We start from the raw sequence: 17,242 nt of genomic DNA on the forward strand, positions 1-17,242 counted from the left end.
TTATCATACAATTTAAACCAATTGGTAACGTTTTCTTAACTTTGGCATTCTAAAGTTTTAACTGTTGCAATTAGACCTTCAAGACATACCTCGCGTAAAGACAATTACTAAAGAAGATTTTATTAAAAATTACTTCAAGCCACAAAAACCTGTGGTTATTGAGCGTTTTATTGAAGATTGGCCAGCTTATTCTAAATGGAGTTTAGACTACATGAAAGAGGTTGCAGGCGATAAAACGGTTCCGCTTTACGACGATAGACCTGTAGATTACAAAGACGGTTTTAACGAAGCTCATGCTAAAATGAAAATGAGCGATTATGTAGATCTTCTAAAACGCGAGCCTACAAAATTCAGGATTTTTCTTTGGAATATTTTGAAAGAAGTACCTCAACTTCAAAAAGACTTTAGTTATCCAGACTTTGGATTAAGGTTAATGAAAGGCTTACCAATGCTATTTTTTGGTGGAAGAGATTCGTACACCTTTATGCATTATGATATTGATTTAGCTAATATATTCCACTTTCATTTTGAAGGTAAAAAGCAAGTGATTCTTTTCGATCAAAAACAGAATAAGTATTTATATAAAGTACCGCATTCTTTAATAACAAGAGAAGATATTGACTTTGCTAATCCAGATTTTGAAAAATGGCCTGCATTAAAGCATGCCAAAGGTTGGGTCTGTAACCTTAATCATGGAGAGGTATTATACATGCCAGAAGGCTACTGGCATTATATGCGCTACTTAACACCTGGTTTTTCTATGAGTTTACGTGCCATTGCGCGTAATCCTAAAAACTTAGGAAAGGCACTTTATAATATCTTTTTAATGCGTAATTACGACAACCTTATGCGTCGTATAAAAGGCCAAAAATGGATTGACTGGAAAAATGAAAAGGCAATAACGAACACAAAGCCTTACGTTTAATTTTCTGACATACAATCTATTTGTATATTTGCCAACATTTTTTAAAAAAATATAGAACATGAAAAATATTGTATTTATAGCAGCATTGTTATTTTTTGGTTTTGTTAATGCTCAAGCTTTTCAAGGCAAAGGAGATCAAAAACTTCAGGTTGGTGCTAACTTTCAAGATGAAGCTACTGGTATTAATGTAACTTATGATTATGGATTAGGCGAAAATATCTCTGTTGGTTTATCTTCTTCTTACGCTTTAGGTGTTGATGATGTAATGGCAGATTTAACTGATTTTGGTGACCGTTTTGACCTAAAAGCAAGATTTAATGCTAACCTTGGTAATGTTATAAACATTGATCCAAATTTTGACCTTTATCCAGGTCTTAGCCTTAGCTTAAAGAATTTTGGTGGTCATATTGGTGCACGTTACTTCTTTTCTGATGGTTTTGGCATCTACACAGAAGCTGCTTTTCCGCTTGCAAAGTATGATGATAACGTTGATTTCTTTTACAATCAATTTACTTTTAATATTGGTGCAAGTTTTAACCTGTAGTTTTTGCCATTCTGAACTGTCGCACTGAGTCTGTCGAAGTGTAACAATTCAGCATAACACAATAAATTCAAAAAGCCTTTTCTATTATACGAAAAGGCTTTTTTTATAAATACTCATTTAGCTTTTCGTAAACCAAATTACTCTCCCAGCCTCTGTACAGTAAGTAATCGGCAACTTTCTTCTTTTTCTTGTATAGATTCTTTTCTTTAACCTGCTCTATTCGCTTTTGAGTTATTTCATCTAACGTTTCAAAATAATCTTCATCGCTAATTTCTTTTAGAGCCACATCTATTGCGTATTTAGAAATATCTTTAAATTTTAACTCTCTTACTAGCCGATTTTTTCCCCATTTTTTTATTCTGAATTTTCCTCTAACAAAAGTTTTAGCAAAACGCTCTTCATTTAAAAAATTGTGATTAATAAGATGCACCATTATTTTGTCTATTGCCTCAGGAATCATCCTCATATTCTTCAACTTAGCTCTTACTTCTTTATGACAACGTTCTTGATAAGCGCAGTAATTTTCAAGCTTTTTTTGCGCTTCATCGATAGTATAGGTTTTTTGAAGATTCATATGACCAAAATATAACTTTTTATTAATTAAGTTCTATCTTGCAATAGCCTGATATAGAACAGATTTAATTTATCTTTATCACAAATTAATCCATTTTTATCCCTATGAAAAAAATTACCTCATTTTTTTTGATTGCTGTGTCGTCTTTCTATTTCGGATACTCGCAATCGATTTTCACTAATCCAATTACAGACACCAATCCAAGTATTGACAATCCGTATAATAACGGCGAAGTAGTTGATGGCAATATCACAGTTTCTGGTATTGGAAGAGGTATTGGAATAGCAGCTAATACCGCAACAGACAGATATAATGCTAGAAATTGGGATTCGCCTAGCTTAGATTTAGCAGATTATTTTGAATTTACCCTCACTCCAAATGCCAATTATGAGATTGATTTTATTAGTTTCGTTTACACAGGTCAGAGTTCTAATACTGGTCCAACTAACATTGAATTGCGCTCTAGTTTAGATGGATATGCATCAACTATTGGCACAACAAGAGTAATAGCTCCGCCAGCCACCTACAATGCAACTATTGACTTATCTGCTGGCGTTTATCAAAATTTAACAGCAGCAACAACTTTTAGGATTTATGCTTGGAATGCTTCAGCTTCAGCAGGTACTTTTAGTATTAATGATTTTACATTCAACGGTGTTGTAGCAGCTGCACCATGCAACTCAACAGTAACTTGGGATGGAACCAACTGGTTACCTGGAAATCCTGATATAACAACCGAAGCTATTATAAATGCAGATTATGACACTGCTTTTCATGGAGACTTTTCTGCATGTAGTATTACAGTTAATGCTACATATGAGTTAACGGTTTCTAATGATACTTATGTTGAGATTCAAAACGATATTGTTGCTAACGGAGATATTAATGTTAGGTCTAAAGGATCTGTTATACAAAATAATGATCTTGGTACAGTCTCTGGAACAGGTGATATATCAGTTACCAAAAAGACCTCTTTTTTAAACAATTGGTATGAGTATACTTATTGGAGTTCGCCTGTACAAAATGAAACAGTTGGCAATGCATTTTCTGATGCAGAACCAAACAGGCGTTTCTATTTTAATGCTCAAAATTTTGAAGACGCACAGGCAGAATCAAATAATGATAACAACCCAGTATTGGGAGCTAATGACGATATTGATGATAATGGAGACGACTGGACATTTGCGAATAATGCAACGATTTTAGCTCCTGGACAAGGGTTTGCAACTACACATGCTGAATCGCTCTTTTTTGGACCTCCAATGTCTACTCTACCATATCAATTTGATTATATATTCTCCGGACTTTTTAACAATGGTGTAATTAATGTTCCTATCTATAGAAACGATAACACCACTACAGATAATAATTGGAACTTTATTGGAAATCCTTATCCATCAGCAATAAGTGTACCTTCTTTTTTAGCTCTTAATGCTTCCATTGATTCCTCTGTACCTGGAAACCCTATTAATGGTGCTATTTTCTTATGGTCGCAAAATACAGCACCTTCAAACACTCAAAATGGTAATGAAATTTATAATTTTGCGCAAGCAGATTATGCCATAATTAATGGAGTGACAAGCGTAAAAGGTGGAGATGAGGATACAAATGGAGATGGAACTGTTAATGCTTTAGATGACCCTAATTTAACCATACCATCTGGACAAGGCTTTTTTGTCGCTATGAGTGATACTGCACCTGCCACTAATGTTGGTGGAGATATATGGACCACTAACGTTGTATTTAATAACTCTATTAGAGTTCTTGATCAAAACACGCAGTTCTACAGAAACTCAAACAGTTCTTCTCTTAATACACTGAAAATAAATTTAACTTCTGATAATGGTGTATTTAATCAGATTGCAGTAGCGTACAGAGATAATGCCACCAATGATTATGATGGAATGTTTTTTGACGCACCTAGAAACTTATCGTCTGAAGCTAGTTCAATTTTATATTCTATAATTGAAGGCTCTGACAAGAAATTTGCAATACAAGGACGTAATACTTCGAGTTTAAACCTCGACGAAATAGTACCTTTAGGTTTTTATACAGGTATTGAAGTACCTACGATATACACTTTAAGTTTAGCTAACATCGAGGGAGCTTTTTTAAATGAAAATACTATATATATTAAAGACAATCTTAATAACACAATCCATAATTTAACAAATTCTAATTATAGTTTTACTTCTGATGCTGGAGATTTTAACGATCGTTTTGAAATCGTATTTACACCTGAAGTTTTGTCTTTAAATGACACTATTATTAATGCAAATGAGCTTATAATTACTGAGCTTCATAATGGTGAAGTGCAAATAAAAGTTAGCGAACCACACACCATTGAGCATGTAGAAATCCTAGATATTCTTGGAAGACAGATTTACAACTTTACAGGTAATACTTCGGTTGAAGTGTATAACTTATCTAAACTTAGTAATGCCGCATATGTAGCCAAAGTAACTCTATCTAACGGACAAGTTATCAGCAAAAAAGCTGTTAAACAACGTTAGTTTAGATAAAAAACAAAAACATAAAAAAGGTCTCGTATAATGAGACCTTTTTGTGTTTTAAAAGGCATATTGCAATGCTAATATAAGATTTCTACCAGCTGCAGATATACCAGAAGAATACGGTCTGTAACGCTGATCTGTAATATTTTCCAGGCTTGCCGTTAGTGTTAATTTATCTTTCCATTGGTACTGAGTTCTTAAGTTTAATGTGTACCAAGAAGGCGAATATGGTTTTCCGTCTGCATCTGTAGCATACAAATAATCTTTAGAATACTCTGATGGTGCCAACTGATTGTAAGACAACTCACTGTTATATACCATAAACGCATCAAAAAGCAACTTCCCTTTTTTCCAGATAAGATGAGTTCTACCAAAATTTGGAGCTACGTGTCTTACCGGAACTTCTACTCCATTATCATCTTCTGTACCTCCAATAACATTATACTGTGAACGAAGTTGTAACGCCTTAGAAAAATTAACTTCTGCACCTATTTCAAAACCATAAATCCAGGCTTTAGAAGCGTTTTGTATGGCTTGTACTGAGCTTAATTCTCCATCATACACTATTTCTGTTTCGCCATTGATATCAAAATCTCTTCTAATTAATGCGTTGTCTAAAAAGGTGTAATAAGTAGCCATGTCTAATACAACTTTGTTTTCAAAATTTAGTTTCAGACCTAATTCACCTCCATAAGCGTATTCTGGTTTTAAGTTGTTGTTTGGTACCACAACAGATCCTGGCTCAGAGTCAAACACCTTACCAATATCATCAATATTTGGTGCTCTAAATGCTGTTGAAGCATTGAGTTTCCATTGTATCATTTTGCTTGGCGACCAAGTTATTCCTGCCGTCCCTGTTAACGCTCCTGTGTTAATATCAGCTTTGTTAAAAGGAAAATTTAAAAAGACATTATTTTCAGTAAAATCTGCCTTAGCAATTATCTGACTGTATCTTAATCCTGTTTGAAATACAAACTTTGAATTTGGCTTATACTTTAGACTTGTGTATGCTGCCATAGACTGCCAAGTAGCTCCATCTGGATAGCGCGTTACTGTTGCTGTATTTTCGTTGGTAATAATATTTTTGTCATGACCTTCAGAATTTACAGTATTGTGTAAATATTCTAATCCATAAAAAAGACTTGTTTTGCGGCTTAGCTCTTTTTCAAAATCTATATTAAACGATATTGCATCTACATTTTCTTCTCTTACCGCTCTAATATCGGATTGAAAATCTCTATCTTCTCGACTCTCTTTAAAGTTTTGATACGCTAAAGTCGCTTGAAACTTATCGTATAAATTAGAACTGCTACTGGTTTTTGTGACTTGAAAATTACCCATAAACCATTGCTGCGGACCATAATTCCACTCGGCAGAACGTAATATTTCTCCTCGTGGTCTTATTAATCTGTCATATCTTGAATAATCTGATGTTGTTGTAAAAAACAACCCTAAATCTAGCTTAAGGTTATCCTTAGGCTCATATCTCACCTTTTGCATAAGGTTTATCTGATCGTATCCTGTGGGTCTTTGTACTTTAGAATTGCTATTTGCAACGATAACGTCTTCTCCATTTTGTCTTACAACATATTGTGGTCTTAGATACTCATCTGGACCATGGCTTCCCATTCTTAAGTCATCAAAATCGGTATAGCTAATATTGGTTAAAAAAGCCCATTTTTTATAACCTAAATTAAAATCTAGATGTGTTGTTTTTTCGTTATTAGCACTAGCATAGCGAAGCATGGTATTTCCACTAATTATAGACTCGTCCTTATATGACAATTGTGGTTTTTTGGTGTAAAAACTCATTACTCCACCAATAGCATCGCTTCCATATACAACAGATCCTGCACCTAGTGTTACTTCTGTATTTTGAATTGATAACGGATCTATTGAAATAACATTTTGCAGATTACCTCCTCTAAAAATAGCATTATTCATTCTTACTCCATCTACAGAAATAAGCAATCTATTGGTAGAAAAGCCTCGTATCATTGGGCTACCACCTCCCATTTGACTTTTTTGAATAAATACATTGCCTGTATTATCTAAAAGATCTGCACTTGTTTGTGGGTTGGCAAAGACAATCTCTTTAGCATTTACCGCAACAATAGATTGTGGAATATCTTTTTTACTTTGTTCAAACTTTGACACCGAAATTACAATTTGCTTAAGCCCTTCTACTTTTGGAGTTAAGTGTACCGTGTAATTGTTTTTAGAAATTTCTAACTTTCTTAACTGAAAAGGCTCATACAACAGATTCTTAAAGTAGATAACTTCTCTGTCGTTAAACTTATTTAGATTGGCATTACCATCAAAATCGGTAACTTCGTACTTTGTTTTTTTTAAATTATATAAAGAAACACCTGAAACAGGTTGATTTGTACCCTCTTCTAAAACCGTGATGGTTTGGGCTTTTATGCCTTTAGAACACAGGCACAAAATGATAGTAAAAATGATACTACATTTTAGTTTTATATACTTTGTCATAAAATACTTCTGTAATAAAATTGGCTTAATGAAACACTTCATTTAGCACTTGTAATGATTTTGGTTTTTTAAAACCATCCAAATGTAACTCAAAATAATGCAATAAGACATTTAAAAACTCTCTCCTTTGTTTTGCATTGATTTTAATACTATTTAATGCATCAAAATTTGTGCCCAATAGCTGTTTTAAGAGTGTTAAATTTTCACCAGAAATAGAGTAAATACTATGATTGGTAGATTCAAAAATTCCGGATTCCATGTTAAAATATGGCTGCTCTATATTAATACTGTCTGGTAAAAAGCCAAGATAACGCGTTAACTTTAGCAAAAACAACAAATGAAAATTAGAAAACTGATCTGCACTATCGAGATATTGTAACGCAATTTCGAGATAATTAAATAGTGATTCGTTTTTCTCTTCCTCCTTAAGTGTGTGCACTAGAACTTCTGAAAGAAATAGTGCAATAGAGCTCTTGTAAATATTAGAATGTACTGTACGATATATATAACTAAACTTTACTTCTTTAATGCCTTGAAGCGACCTATTGGTTTTAAAATTTTCTTCGAAAGATAATTGAGACAAAGCCTGGTAGTATATTGTTTTGCTACTCCCTTTTCTAGATTTTAAAACCCCTCTTAAAAGGTAAGTTACCACTCCACGCTCTTTGGTATAACACTTTACAATAAGATCGTGGTCTCTGTATTTTAGTTTAGAAAGAACAATACCTTGGTTTTTTGCAAACATCTTATCGTACTATAAGCACCTTTAAAACCTTTGTTTCAAACGAATCTAAGTCTGAAATCATTACAAGATAAACACCTGTTCTTACTATAGAGTTTCCTAGGTTTTTACCATTCCATACAGCTGTACCTCCATCTATAGCAAAGTTATAATTAGCATTTGAAGATCTTAAATTGATATTAGACTGAGCTTCAGCAACAAGGTTACCTTCAATATCGGTAATCTTAATATTTACGTTTTCTGTTAACCCACTAATTTTAATACCTTTATTGATATCATTTAAATCATTAAATCCTAACACATTATATTCTGGTCGCACAGGATTAGGATATACAAAGGCATCTTCTAATGTTTCTTCTGGCTTAGAACCACCAGCCTTAAACGAAAGTAAACCCTTAGTTGTTGCTATATAAACCTCTCCATTATTAGAGTCTAATGCAACATCTAGAATTCTATTAGAAGGCAACGGAGAATTATCTTTTGTAAAATGATAAATGGTGTTTTGTCCGTCTGGTGAAAAGTAAAACAAACCAGAGTCTACTGTACCAACCCACTTGTTATTAGAACCATCAGCTTCAATATCTGTTATCGTTTGAGATTCTAATAACTCTTGCGCAATTCCATCTTCTAAAATAATAATTGAACTTAAAGTAGGATTAGGGTCTTCAAAAAAGCCAGACGTATTATACAAAACCCGTAAACCTAAAACTGTACCAATCCATAATTGATTTCTATTATCAATTTCTAAGGCTGTAACTCTGGGAGAAGGAAGGTTTTGCTCTTCTGAAACTAAATTTTTTAACGGATTAGAAAGACCTTCATTATAAGCGTAAAGACCATTAGAATAACCACCTATCCATTTTGTACCATTATTATCTATTTCGATATCAAAAAAACCAAATTCATCATTCAATGTATCTTCTATTATTGAAGAAAAATCATAACCTTGCCAGCTTCCTGAGTTTGGGTCATAAGATTTTAAAGGGTTTGGTGCGCGAGCAGTTAAACTCCAAAGGACACCGTCATCATCAAAAGTAGATGCTGAAACCCTAATACTTACAGCTGATGGGTTGCTTGGAATTATTAACGACTCTAATCCACTGTTTTCTTGATTATATAAAATTGTAGGTTCAAAATTATTTATTTCTAAAATTCCATTTTGAAAAGAACTCACAAAAGCTTGATTTGGATTAAAAGGATTTACGGATATTTTAGATAAGTTTCTGGCACCAAAAACACTATCAAAAGGTATACTTTCCCAATTATTGTCTCGTAGATAGCTTAAACCTCTTGCTCTTTGAGGAGAAGGATCAAAAGAAAATGTATAATCTCCAAAACATGCCCAAACGGCATCAGAGTCTGCGTTAAGTCTAAACACCTCATTCATTAATGGTCCATTAGGTTTAATTTCTGCATATGTTAATCCATCAAAAATTGCAGTTGATAAAACACCATAATCCTGAGTGCCAATATATACATCATCATTAACTAAAACCGCAGAAGAAAAACGTGTATCATAATCTGCGTTAGTGTTATAACTCTCAACCAACTGGGCATTCTCATCATAAACTTGAATAGTATTAATGTTTGATAAGATTAAATTACCTTGACTAACCTCCGAATCAACTGGATTTAAAGGCAATACAAATAATTGTGATAAACCAGTGTTGGTTACTTCAAAAAAAGTTCTGTCTAATCGTACTGCATAAGCTAGATCCCCTACAGTATTAATATTTGTAAAATTACCGCCTGATACGGTTTGCCATTGTGAAAAGTCAATAAGGTTAGGATTGTTTAAATCCGCTTTTTTTAAACCATTATTACCAGAGCATGCTGCGAAAATTTCGTTATTTAATACTGTAACCTGATTAACTATAATTTGCGATCCTCCATTTCCTAAAAAAAAAGTATCCCCAAATTCTAATCGCTCTAAGTCGTACACAGAAACGCCATAATCTGTAGAAGTATAAACCAAACCTTCATGTTCATAAAAATGGTTAATAGACTTATTATCTGGCGTAATGTTTTGTTTTTCTAAAATATCTACCACAGACAACACTGAGTTATCTGTTTCTGAATACACTTCTATAAGACCTGTTTCGTAACCTATCACTAAATACTGGTATTCATCGCTATAAAGTATTGTTGTTATTTGCTCACCAGACAAGCCTTCTACCGTTGTAATTGTATTTATTTCACCTGTTAAAGTATCATATTCAAAAACAGCATTTTGAGCAGCGGCATATATTTTATCTGTTCCACTAACAACATCAACAATATCACTATAAGAAAAATGTGCTTGCCATAATGCAGAAAAATCTTGAGCACAAAGATTAAGTGATAAACTAAAAAAGAATATTAAAAATTTAAAAACCGTTTTATGCATTATAGTTTGTTTGCTCAAATATATTTAATAGTAACGACAATATTATGCTAATCATATAATATGTAACAAAAAAAGCTTCCGTAATTAACGGAAGCTTTTTAATCTTTTAAGACTTTTATATTATATAACTCCTTGAGCTAACATTGCATCAGCAACTTTAACAAAACCAGCTATATTAGCACCTCTAACATAGTCTATTGTTCCATCATCATTCTTACCATACTCAACACAAGAATCGTGTATATCTTCCATGATATCTTTTAATCTTGCGTCAACTTCTTCTCTTGTCCAACTTAAACGTAATGAGTTCTGACTCATCTCTAAACCAGAAGTTGCAACACCACCAGCATTAGACGCTTTACCTGGAGCAAATAATATTTTTGCTTTATGGAACTCATGAATAGCTTCTGGAGTAGATGGCATGTTAGCTCCTTCAGACACACAGATACAACCGTTATCTATAAGGGCTTTAGCCTCTTCGCCATTTAACTCATTCTGTGTTGCACACGGAAGTGCTATATCACATTTAACAGACCAAGGTCTTTCTTCTTTAAAATATTTAGCATTAGGATATTTATCAACATACTCACTAATTCTGCCTCGCTTATTGTTTTTAAGATCCATTACAAACTGTAACTTTTCTGTATCAATACCATCTTCATCATAGATATATCCGCTAGAGTCTGAAAGTGTAAGCACTGTTGCACCTAACTCTATAGCTTTTTCTGCAGCAAATTGTGCCACATTACCAGATCCAGAGATAACTACTTTTTTTCCATTGAAAGAATCATCTTTGGTTTTTAACATGTTCTCAGCAAAGTAAACATTACCATATCCTGTAGCTTCTGGTCTAATTAAAGATCCACCCCAAGACTGTCCTTTACCTGTTAACACACCAGTAAAAGTGTTGTTCAATTTCTTATACATCCCAAACATAAAACCAATCTCTCTTGCACCAACACCTATATCTCCTGCTGGTACGTCTGTGTTATGACCAATATGTCTGTACAATTCTGTCATAAAAGCGTGGCAAAAACGCATAATCTCGTTGTCTGATTTTCCTTTAGGGTCAAAATCAGATCCACCTTTACCACCTCCCATTGGCAGAGTGGTTAAACTATTTTTAAATACTTGTTCGAATGCTAAAAACTTAAGAATACTAGCATTTACTGTAGGATGAAAACGTAAACCACCTTTATAAGGCCCAATTGCAGAATTCATTTGTACTCTGTAACCTCTGTTTACTTGAATTTCACCTGAATCATCTACCCAACTTACTCTGAACGAAATTAGTCGTTCTGGCTCTACCATTCTTAAAAGAATATTTTTACCATTGTAGATTTCGTGTTCAGCAATGTAAGGAATAACTGTTTCAGCTACCTCTTGAACTGCCTGTAAAAACTCAGGTTCGTGTCCATTTCGCTCTCTTACAAGATCTAAAAAAGCTTCAATTTTATCTTCCATATAAAAAATTGTTAAGAAATTGTGATTTATAGGGTGCAAAGATACGTTATCTTTAAAAATAAAGACTTATTTTTTTTATATTCTCAATTATTTTTTAAATATTCGGGCTTTGTAATAAAATTCTTCTCCCTAAAAGAAATTTGCATTTTATCCGTTTTATTTTGTGTTTCGTCGAGTTTTTATATATTTGTTCGGCAACCACTTAATCACAAGTGTTTTATGGTAAGACATATTAAAAAATTATTTATGCTGTTTGGATTGATAGGTGCAATTCAAACCTCTTCTGCCCAATTGGGTTTTTCTCACGAAATAGGTGCATTTGTTGGAGCGGTTGCGTTTCAATCTGACTTTGGTGTTAGAAGTAATTTTGAAACTAATTCTGGTAATTCTGGTGTTGCACTAGGTATTGTACACTACATAAATTTTGCCTACAGAGCGGATTGTAACTGTTACACAACAGACACTTATTTTAATGATCACTTTAAAATAAGAAGTGAAATCTCTTGGAACAAAACATCATTAGAGCATTTTGGAGAATGGGTTGATGATGACTTAACTAGTGTTGAAGCTGATAAGCTTAGAGCTCATAGCGGAGAAGCTCAAAACTGGGATATTGGTATGCAGCTAGAGTATTTCCCTAGAAGTATTAGAGAGTTTTCTGCTGGTGCCTATTCTTTTGCCCCTTTTGCAGCAGTTGGTGCTCACTTTGTATCTTTCAATCCAACTGTTGAGACAACTTATGGAGATAGAAATCCTTTAAACAATAACAATTTCTACAGTGGTTGGAATACTGTATCTAATGGTGATCCTTTTGTTAGTTCTGAGTCGGGCTCTACATGGTCCGTAGTTTCTAGTATTGGAACACGTTATAAACTAACAGTTTTATCAGACCTATTTGTAGAATTGAGATGGCAATATTATTTTGATGATTTTATTGATGGTCTTAATCATAAACTACCATCAAATAAGGCAAAAGACTGGAACCTTTGGCTAAATTTTGGCTACATCTATTATTTAGATTAATAGAAGGTTGTTTTTAATTAACCTATTGCTTGTTTAAGGTCTGCTATTAGATCTTCTTTATCTTCTATACCTACACTTAGTCGTATTAATGAGTCAACAACTCCTGTTTTCTCTCTTTCATCTTTTGGTATACTTGCATGTGTCATACTTGCAGGGTGACCTGCTAAAGATTCTACACCACCAAGAGACTCTGCGAGTGTAAATATGTTTAAATTTTCAACTATTTTAATGGCTTCTTCATAATTATTTCCTTTTGTTCTAAAAGAAACCATACCGCCAAAATCTTTCATTTGAGATTTTGCAATGTCGTGATTAGGATGATTCTTAAAGCCTGGCCAATATACATTTTCAATTTTTGGATGATTATCTAAGAACTCTGCAACTGCTCTACCATTTTCACAATGACGTTGCATCCTTACATGTAATGTTTTTATACCTCTAAGAACTAAAAAAGCATCTTGCGGACCACAAATAGCACCACTTGCATTTTGAATAAAATATAACTTATCCGCTAATTCTTTATCTCTTACAACCAAAGCTCCCATTACCACATCACTGTGACCTCCCAAATATTTAGTAGCTGAGTGCATAACAATATCTGCACCCAAATCTAATGGCTGTTGTAAGTATGGTGTTGCAAACGTATTATCTACAGCTAATAATAGATTATGCTTCTTAGAAATTTTTGTTATCGCTTTGATGTCAATAATATTCATCATAGGGTTTGTTGGAGTTTCTACCCAAATGAGTTTGGTTTTTGATGTTATGTAACTTTCAATTTTATCTGCGTTATGCATTCCAACAAAATGAAACTTAATTCCAAAATCTTCATATATTTTAGTAAAAAGACGGTATGTACCACCATACAAATCATTTGTAGAAATCACCTCATCACCTGGTTTCATTAACTTTAAAACAGCATCAATAGCTGCTAATCCAGAACCAAATGCTAAACCATAATTTCCACTCTCTAAACTCGCAAAAGATTGTTCTAACGCATGTCTTGTTGGGTTATGAGTTCTGGAATACTCATAGCCTTTGTGACCTCCAGGTGTAGATTGCGCATAAGTGGTAGTTTGGTATATCGGAGGCATTACAGATCCGTGTGCAACATCAGGCTCTTGACCTCCGTGTATAGTCTTAGTATTAAATTTCATATCTATTTTATTGCTTTTATTTATCTAACGAAGCCTCTAATGTTAAAAATAATTATTAACTATTATTTTAACATATCCATTTCACTATAAATTAAAAAAGGGTTATCTTAATCGTAGTAAATTTACAGAAAACAAAACCTTGTAAAGCACAACAAATTTAACCCATAATCTGTTCTTTATTAAGCACCACAATCCCTTTAATGAATGATTAACAAGAAATCTACCTCAATTCTATCTTTAGCTTTATTTCTAAGCCTATTTTTAGTGTCTTCATGTAATAATGAGTCTAAACCTATAAGTTTTGAAAACAACTCTTACGAAAACAACTACGAAGCTGACATTTCTGTTTCTATTGATGAAGCTGCTGGTAACGACGACATCAGTAAGGTTATTAATTTCAAAATAAAAGAAGCTATAATTTCTACGCTAAGTGATGTTACAAAAAAAACAAACTTAGAATCAGTTTTAGAAGATTTTAATTCTGAATATATTGCTTTTAAAAAAGAATTTCCTGAAGCATCTCATCCAGCTTGGGAGCTTCATATTGAAGCTGAAAAATCTTACCAATCCGAAGACGTCATCACACTTTCTGTTAACACTTATGAATTTAAAGGTGGTGCACACGGCAATGATAAGATTAAGTTTTTAAATCTTAATACTGCTACAGGAGACGTTTACAACATAAATGATCTTGTAGAAAATTCTAAAGACTTTAAGACACTTGCCAAAACGTATTTCTTAAAATCCATTGATGCTGATAAAGAAAATAATAAAATTGAAGATTACTTCTTTGGCAAACCTTTTCAGTTACCAGAAAATATTGGATTTAGTGACGATGGTTTAGTTTTTTTATACAATGTGTATGAAGTTGCTTCTTACAATCAAGGCTACACAGAGTTTATTATTCCTTTTGATACTGTTGAGCCTTTCTTAAAAGTTAAGTAGGTTTTCTAATAAATCGAGCTAAAAGTCCGTTCTTTGCAACTACATTATTACAAGGTAAAAAATGAAAAAAATCTATTATCTCAGTACTTGTGACACTTGCAAAAGAATCATTAATGAACTCAATCTACCTGAAGACTTTGAATTTCAAGATATAAAAACTCAACCTATTACTAAAGTGCAGATTGAAGAGATGCGAAGTTTAACGGACAGTTATGAAGCACTTTTTAGTAAAAGAGCCAGATTATATAAAGAGCTAGATTTAAAAAACAAATCGCTTACAGAAGAAGGTTATAAAAACTACATATTAGAGCATTATACTTTTTTAAAGCGTCCAGTAATTATCTATAATAATAACATTTTTATCGGCAACTCAAAAAAAGTAGTCGAAGCTGCAAAAAACACAATACATGAATAGCAGAGCTTTTGCACTTTTTGCTGTTTTTATGGTGCAGCTACTATATGGTCTTAACTATACAATTGCCAAAAATGTGATGAACGCAAACCACATAAAACCCTTTGGCTTTGTATTGATACGTGTGGCTGGTGCAACACTTCTTTTTTGGTTATTGAGTCTTTTTCTTCCTAAAGAAAAAATTGAAAAAAAAGATTTCCTAAAGTTTATTGTTGCTGCCGTTTTTGGTGTTGTAGTTAATATGCTCTTCTTTTTTAAGGGACTAGAATTTACCTCACCTATACATGCCTCTGCAATAATGACAATTACACCAGTAATTATTTTAATTCTATCTGCTTATTTTCTAAAAGAAAAGGTAACAGCAATGAAAATAACTGGTATCGTTTTGGCTCTTTGTGGTGCTTTAGTACTTACTATTTATGGTAAATCGGCTAGAGAAGGCGACAATGTACCTCTTGGAAATTTACTCATATTTCTTAACGCTATTTCTTATAGTATCTATATAATTTTGATTAAAAAACTTACTGCCAAGTACCATCCATTTACTTTTATAAAGTGGCTTTTCTTGTTTGGTCTAATTATACTAATTCCATTTGGATACAACGATGTAAGTATTGTAGAGTGGCAAAACTTTACTCCTGGCGTTTGGTACTCGGTAATATTTGTAGTTATTGGTGCTACTTTTGGCACCTATCTTCTTAACCCTCTAGCATTACAAAAACTTAGAGCATCTACTGTTGGTACATTTGTATACTTACAGCCAGTAATTGCAGGCTTATTTGCATTAGCTGTTGGTGCAGATTTTATAGACGCCATTAAAATTGGTGCTATGCTTCTTATTTTTGCAGGTGTTTATGTCGTTTCTATGAAACCTAAACTAAAAAAGTAATTTGCCTCTAAAGACTAAAATATTTAAAACTGTTGATGCTATTCCAAAATCTTATTGGGATAGCCTCAACTGTACAAACAACATATACTACTCACCTGAGTTTTTAAAAGCTTTTGAACTTGCAAATGCAGACATAGAGTTTAACTATATCTTTATCTTAAAAGAAGGGAAAGCCGTTGCTTTTGCAAATACTCAGATTGTAACGATAGGTATAAAAACCATTACCAAAAACATAGCTATGGCTTCTGGCCTTAGACGCATTGTAAACAATATGTTTTGTTACAACCACATCAAGGTATTGTTTTGCGGTAATGTTTTTTTAAGTGGCGAATACGGTACATTTTTAAAGGAAGGAGAACCTAAGGTAAAAACGTTTAAAGCCATTGCAAAAGCTGTAAAAAAACTCTACCGATGCAAACGTCTTAGCACCATCTTTATTAAAGATTTTGAAGATGAATCTCTCTACATTACAGATCACTTAAAGGCTTTTGACTATGCGTCCATGCATGTAGAGCCTAACATGATTATTCATCTCGATTCTGCCTGGAACTCTTTTGAAGATTACACCTCTGCATTAAAGTCTAAATACAGAGTAAAAGCCAACAGAGCTGACGCAAAAAGTGAATTATTAGAGGTTAAAAATTTCAGCAAAGAAGATATAGAATTCTACAAAGACGAATTACAAAGCTTATACCAAAATACCATTGATAATGCCGATTTTAATGCTCAAATTTTAAACCTCAACACATACATACACCTTAAAAATACTTTTGGAGCTTTATTTACTGTTAAGGGTTATTTTTTGGATGGTAAACTTGTTGGTTTTTTATCTGCAATGCAAAACAAAAATCATTTAGACGCTCACTTTATTGGCATAGATTACTCTAGTAATAAAACGTATGGCATCTACACCAGAATCTTAAATGATTATGTTCGTTTAGGAATAGAAACTAAATCCTCTCAAATAAACCTTGGCAGAACGGCTTCTGAAATTAAAAGCACGCTTGGTGCACAACCAAAAACTTTAACCTGCTACTGTAGGCATAAATATGGTTTACCGAATAAAATCCTTAAGCCCTTTATAAAGAATGTTCATATAAAAACATTCAAGCAGCATCAACCTTTTAAATAAATTCCTGCGAAAGCAGGAATCTCTTGGTCTTAATTTCCCAATC

14 protein-coding genes are annotated in these 17,242 nt (G+C 33.1%); 8 read left to right on the forward strand and 6 right to left on the reverse strand.

All coding sequences use genetic code 11. The annotated features are described in order from the left end of the window. Positions 1 to 64: 64 nt before the first annotated feature. Complete coding sequence (locus tag P7122_RS03940) at positions 65 to 925, forward strand: cupin-like domain-containing protein (protein ID WP_278004480.1); 861 nt, start codon at positions 65 to 67, stop codon at positions 923 to 925. Between the two features lie 58 nt (positions 926 to 983). After that, complete coding sequence (locus P7122_RS03945) at positions 984 to 1,469, forward strand: DUF6646 family protein (RefSeq protein WP_278004481.1); 486 nt, start codon at positions 984 to 986, stop codon at positions 1,467 to 1,469. 103 nt (positions 1,470 to 1,572) lie between these two features. Here P7122_RS03945 and P7122_RS03950 read toward each other — a convergent pair whose 3' ends face one another. Next, on the reverse strand, positions 1,573 to 2,043 hold the full coding sequence (locus P7122_RS03950) for a regulatory protein RecX (RefSeq protein ID WP_278004482.1): 471 nt from the start codon (positions 2,041 to 2,043) through the stop codon (positions 1,573 to 1,575). Between the two features lie 104 nt (positions 2,044 to 2,147). Here P7122_RS03950 and P7122_RS03955 point away from each other — a divergent pair, with 104 nt between their 5' ends. Then, positions 2,148 to 4,556, forward strand: coding sequence for a DUF8693 domain-containing protein (locus P7122_RS03955; RefSeq protein WP_278004483.1), 2,409 nt, complete (start codon positions 2,148 to 2,150; stop codon positions 4,554 to 4,556). A gap of 57 nt (positions 4,557 to 4,613) precedes the next feature. Here the strand turns inward: P7122_RS03955 and P7122_RS03960 are convergent, their stop codons facing one another. The 4 genes from P7122_RS03960 to gdhA all read right to left on the reverse strand — a co-directional run bounded on the left by P7122_RS03960 (position 4,614) and on the right by gdhA (position 11,641). Next, a complete protein-coding gene (locus P7122_RS03960) occupies positions 4,614 to 7,049 on the reverse strand; it encodes a TonB-dependent receptor plug domain-containing protein (RefSeq protein ID WP_278004484.1) in 2,436 nt (811 codons plus the stop codon). A gap of 25 nt (positions 7,050 to 7,074) precedes the next feature. Next, positions 7,075 to 7,794, reverse strand: a complete 720-nt coding sequence (gene recO, locus P7122_RS03965) for a DNA repair protein RecO (protein WP_278004485.1) — start codon at positions 7,792 to 7,794, stop codon at positions 7,075 to 7,077. Position 7,795: 1 nt separating this feature from the next. Continuing rightward, entirely contained in the window at positions 7,796 to 10,177 is a 2,382-nt protein-coding gene (porZ, locus tag P7122_RS03970) for a type IX secretion system anionic LPS delivery protein PorZ (protein WP_278004486.1), read from the reverse strand. Positions 10,178 to 10,297: 120 nt separating this feature from the next. Continuing rightward, the gene (gene gdhA / locus P7122_RS03975; RefSeq protein ID WP_278004487.1) at positions 10,298 to 11,641 is read right to left on the reverse strand and encodes an NADP-specific glutamate dehydrogenase; all 1,344 of its coding nucleotides are present in this window, start codon (positions 11,639 to 11,641) and stop codon (positions 10,298 to 10,300) included. 219 nt (positions 11,642 to 11,860) lie between these two features. Here gdhA and P7122_RS03980 point away from each other — a divergent pair, with 219 nt between their 5' ends. Further along, positions 11,861 to 12,664: a THC0290_0291 family protein gene (locus tag P7122_RS03980; protein ID WP_278004488.1), complete on the forward strand. Its 804-nt coding sequence runs from the start codon at positions 11,861 to 11,863 to the stop codon at positions 12,662 to 12,664. Positions 12,665 to 12,681: 17 nt separating this feature from the next. Here P7122_RS03980 and P7122_RS03985 read toward each other — a convergent pair whose 3' ends face one another. Continuing rightward, positions 12,682 to 13,821, reverse strand: coding sequence for a cystathionine gamma-synthase (locus P7122_RS03985; RefSeq protein ID WP_278004489.1), 1,140 nt, complete (start codon positions 13,819 to 13,821; stop codon positions 12,682 to 12,684). Between the two features lie 204 nt (positions 13,822 to 14,025). Between P7122_RS03985 and P7122_RS03990 the strand changes: the two genes are divergently transcribed. The 4 genes from P7122_RS03990 (at position 14,026) to P7122_RS04005 (ending at position 17,199) form a co-directional block, all read left to right on the forward strand. After that, the gene (locus tag P7122_RS03990; protein ID WP_278004490.1) at positions 14,026 to 14,766 is read left to right on the forward strand and encodes a DUF3298 and DUF4163 domain-containing protein; all 741 of its coding nucleotides are present in this window, start codon (positions 14,026 to 14,028) and stop codon (positions 14,764 to 14,766) included. A 61-nt stretch (positions 14,767 to 14,827) separates the two neighbouring features. Further along, positions 14,828 to 15,181, forward strand: a complete 354-nt coding sequence (locus tag P7122_RS03995) for an arsenate reductase family protein (RefSeq protein ID WP_278004491.1) — start codon at positions 14,828 to 14,830, stop codon at positions 15,179 to 15,181. Beyond that, positions 15,174 to 16,067 carry a DMT family transporter gene (locus P7122_RS04000; protein WP_278004492.1) on the forward strand — a complete coding sequence of 298 codons (894 nt, stop codon included), beginning with the start codon at positions 15,174 to 15,176 and terminating at the stop codon, positions 16,065 to 16,067. The genes P7122_RS03995 and P7122_RS04000 overlap by 8 nt, the downstream gene beginning before the upstream one ends. A 1-nt stretch (position 16,068) precedes the next feature. After that, a complete protein-coding gene (locus P7122_RS04005) occupies positions 16,069 to 17,199 on the forward strand; it encodes a hypothetical protein (protein WP_278004493.1) in 1,131 nt (376 codons plus the stop codon). Positions 17,200 to 17,242: the final 43 nt, after the last annotated feature.

Source organism: Winogradskyella marincola, from assembly GCF_029624125.1.
Taxonomy (GTDB): Bacteria; Bacteroidota; Bacteroidia; order Flavobacteriales; family Flavobacteriaceae; genus Winogradskyella; species Winogradskyella marincola.

What these genes read in the sequence shown, in the direction of transcription:
- porZ (WP_278004486.1), bottom strand. Translation starts at nt 10,177, where the DNA reads ATGCATAAAACGGTTTTTAAATTTTTAATATTCTTTTTTAGTTTATCA.
- P7122_RS03945 (WP_278004481.1), top strand. Translation starts at nt 984, where the DNA reads ATGAAAAATATTGTATTTATAGCAGCATTGTTATTTTTTGGTTTTGTT.
- P7122_RS04000 (WP_278004492.1), top strand. Translation starts at nt 15,174, where the DNA reads ATGAATAGCAGAGCTTTTGCACTTTTTGCTGTTTTTATGGTGCAGCTA.
- gdhA (WP_278004487.1), bottom strand. Translation starts at nt 11,641, where the DNA reads ATGGAAGATAAAATTGAAGCTTTTTTAGATCTTGTAAGAGAGCGAAAT.
- P7122_RS03985 (WP_278004489.1), bottom strand. Translation starts at nt 13,821, where the DNA reads ATGAAATTTAATACTAAGACTATACACGGAGGTCAAGAGCCTGATGTT.
- P7122_RS03980 (WP_278004488.1), top strand. Translation starts at nt 11,861, where the DNA reads ATGGTAAGACATATTAAAAAATTATTTATGCTGTTTGGATTGATAGGT.
- P7122_RS03995 (WP_278004491.1), top strand. Translation starts at nt 14,828, where the DNA reads ATGAAAAAAATCTATTATCTCAGTACTTGTGACACTTGCAAAAGAATC.
- recO (WP_278004485.1), bottom strand. Translation starts at nt 7,794, where the DNA reads ATGTTTGCAAAAAACCAAGGTATTGTTCTTTCTAAACTAAAATACAGA.
- P7122_RS03990 (WP_278004490.1), top strand. Translation starts at nt 14,026, where the DNA reads ATGATTAACAAGAAATCTACCTCAATTCTATCTTTAGCTTTATTTCTA.
- P7122_RS03950 (WP_278004482.1), bottom strand. Translation starts at nt 2,043, where the DNA reads ATGAATCTTCAAAAAACCTATACTATCGATGAAGCGCAAAAAAAGCTT.
- P7122_RS03955 (WP_278004483.1), top strand. Translation starts at nt 2,148, where the DNA reads ATGAAAAAAATTACCTCATTTTTTTTGATTGCTGTGTCGTCTTTCTAT.
- P7122_RS03960 (WP_278004484.1), bottom strand. Translation starts at nt 7,049, where the DNA reads ATGACAAAGTATATAAAACTAAAATGTAGTATCATTTTTACTATCATT.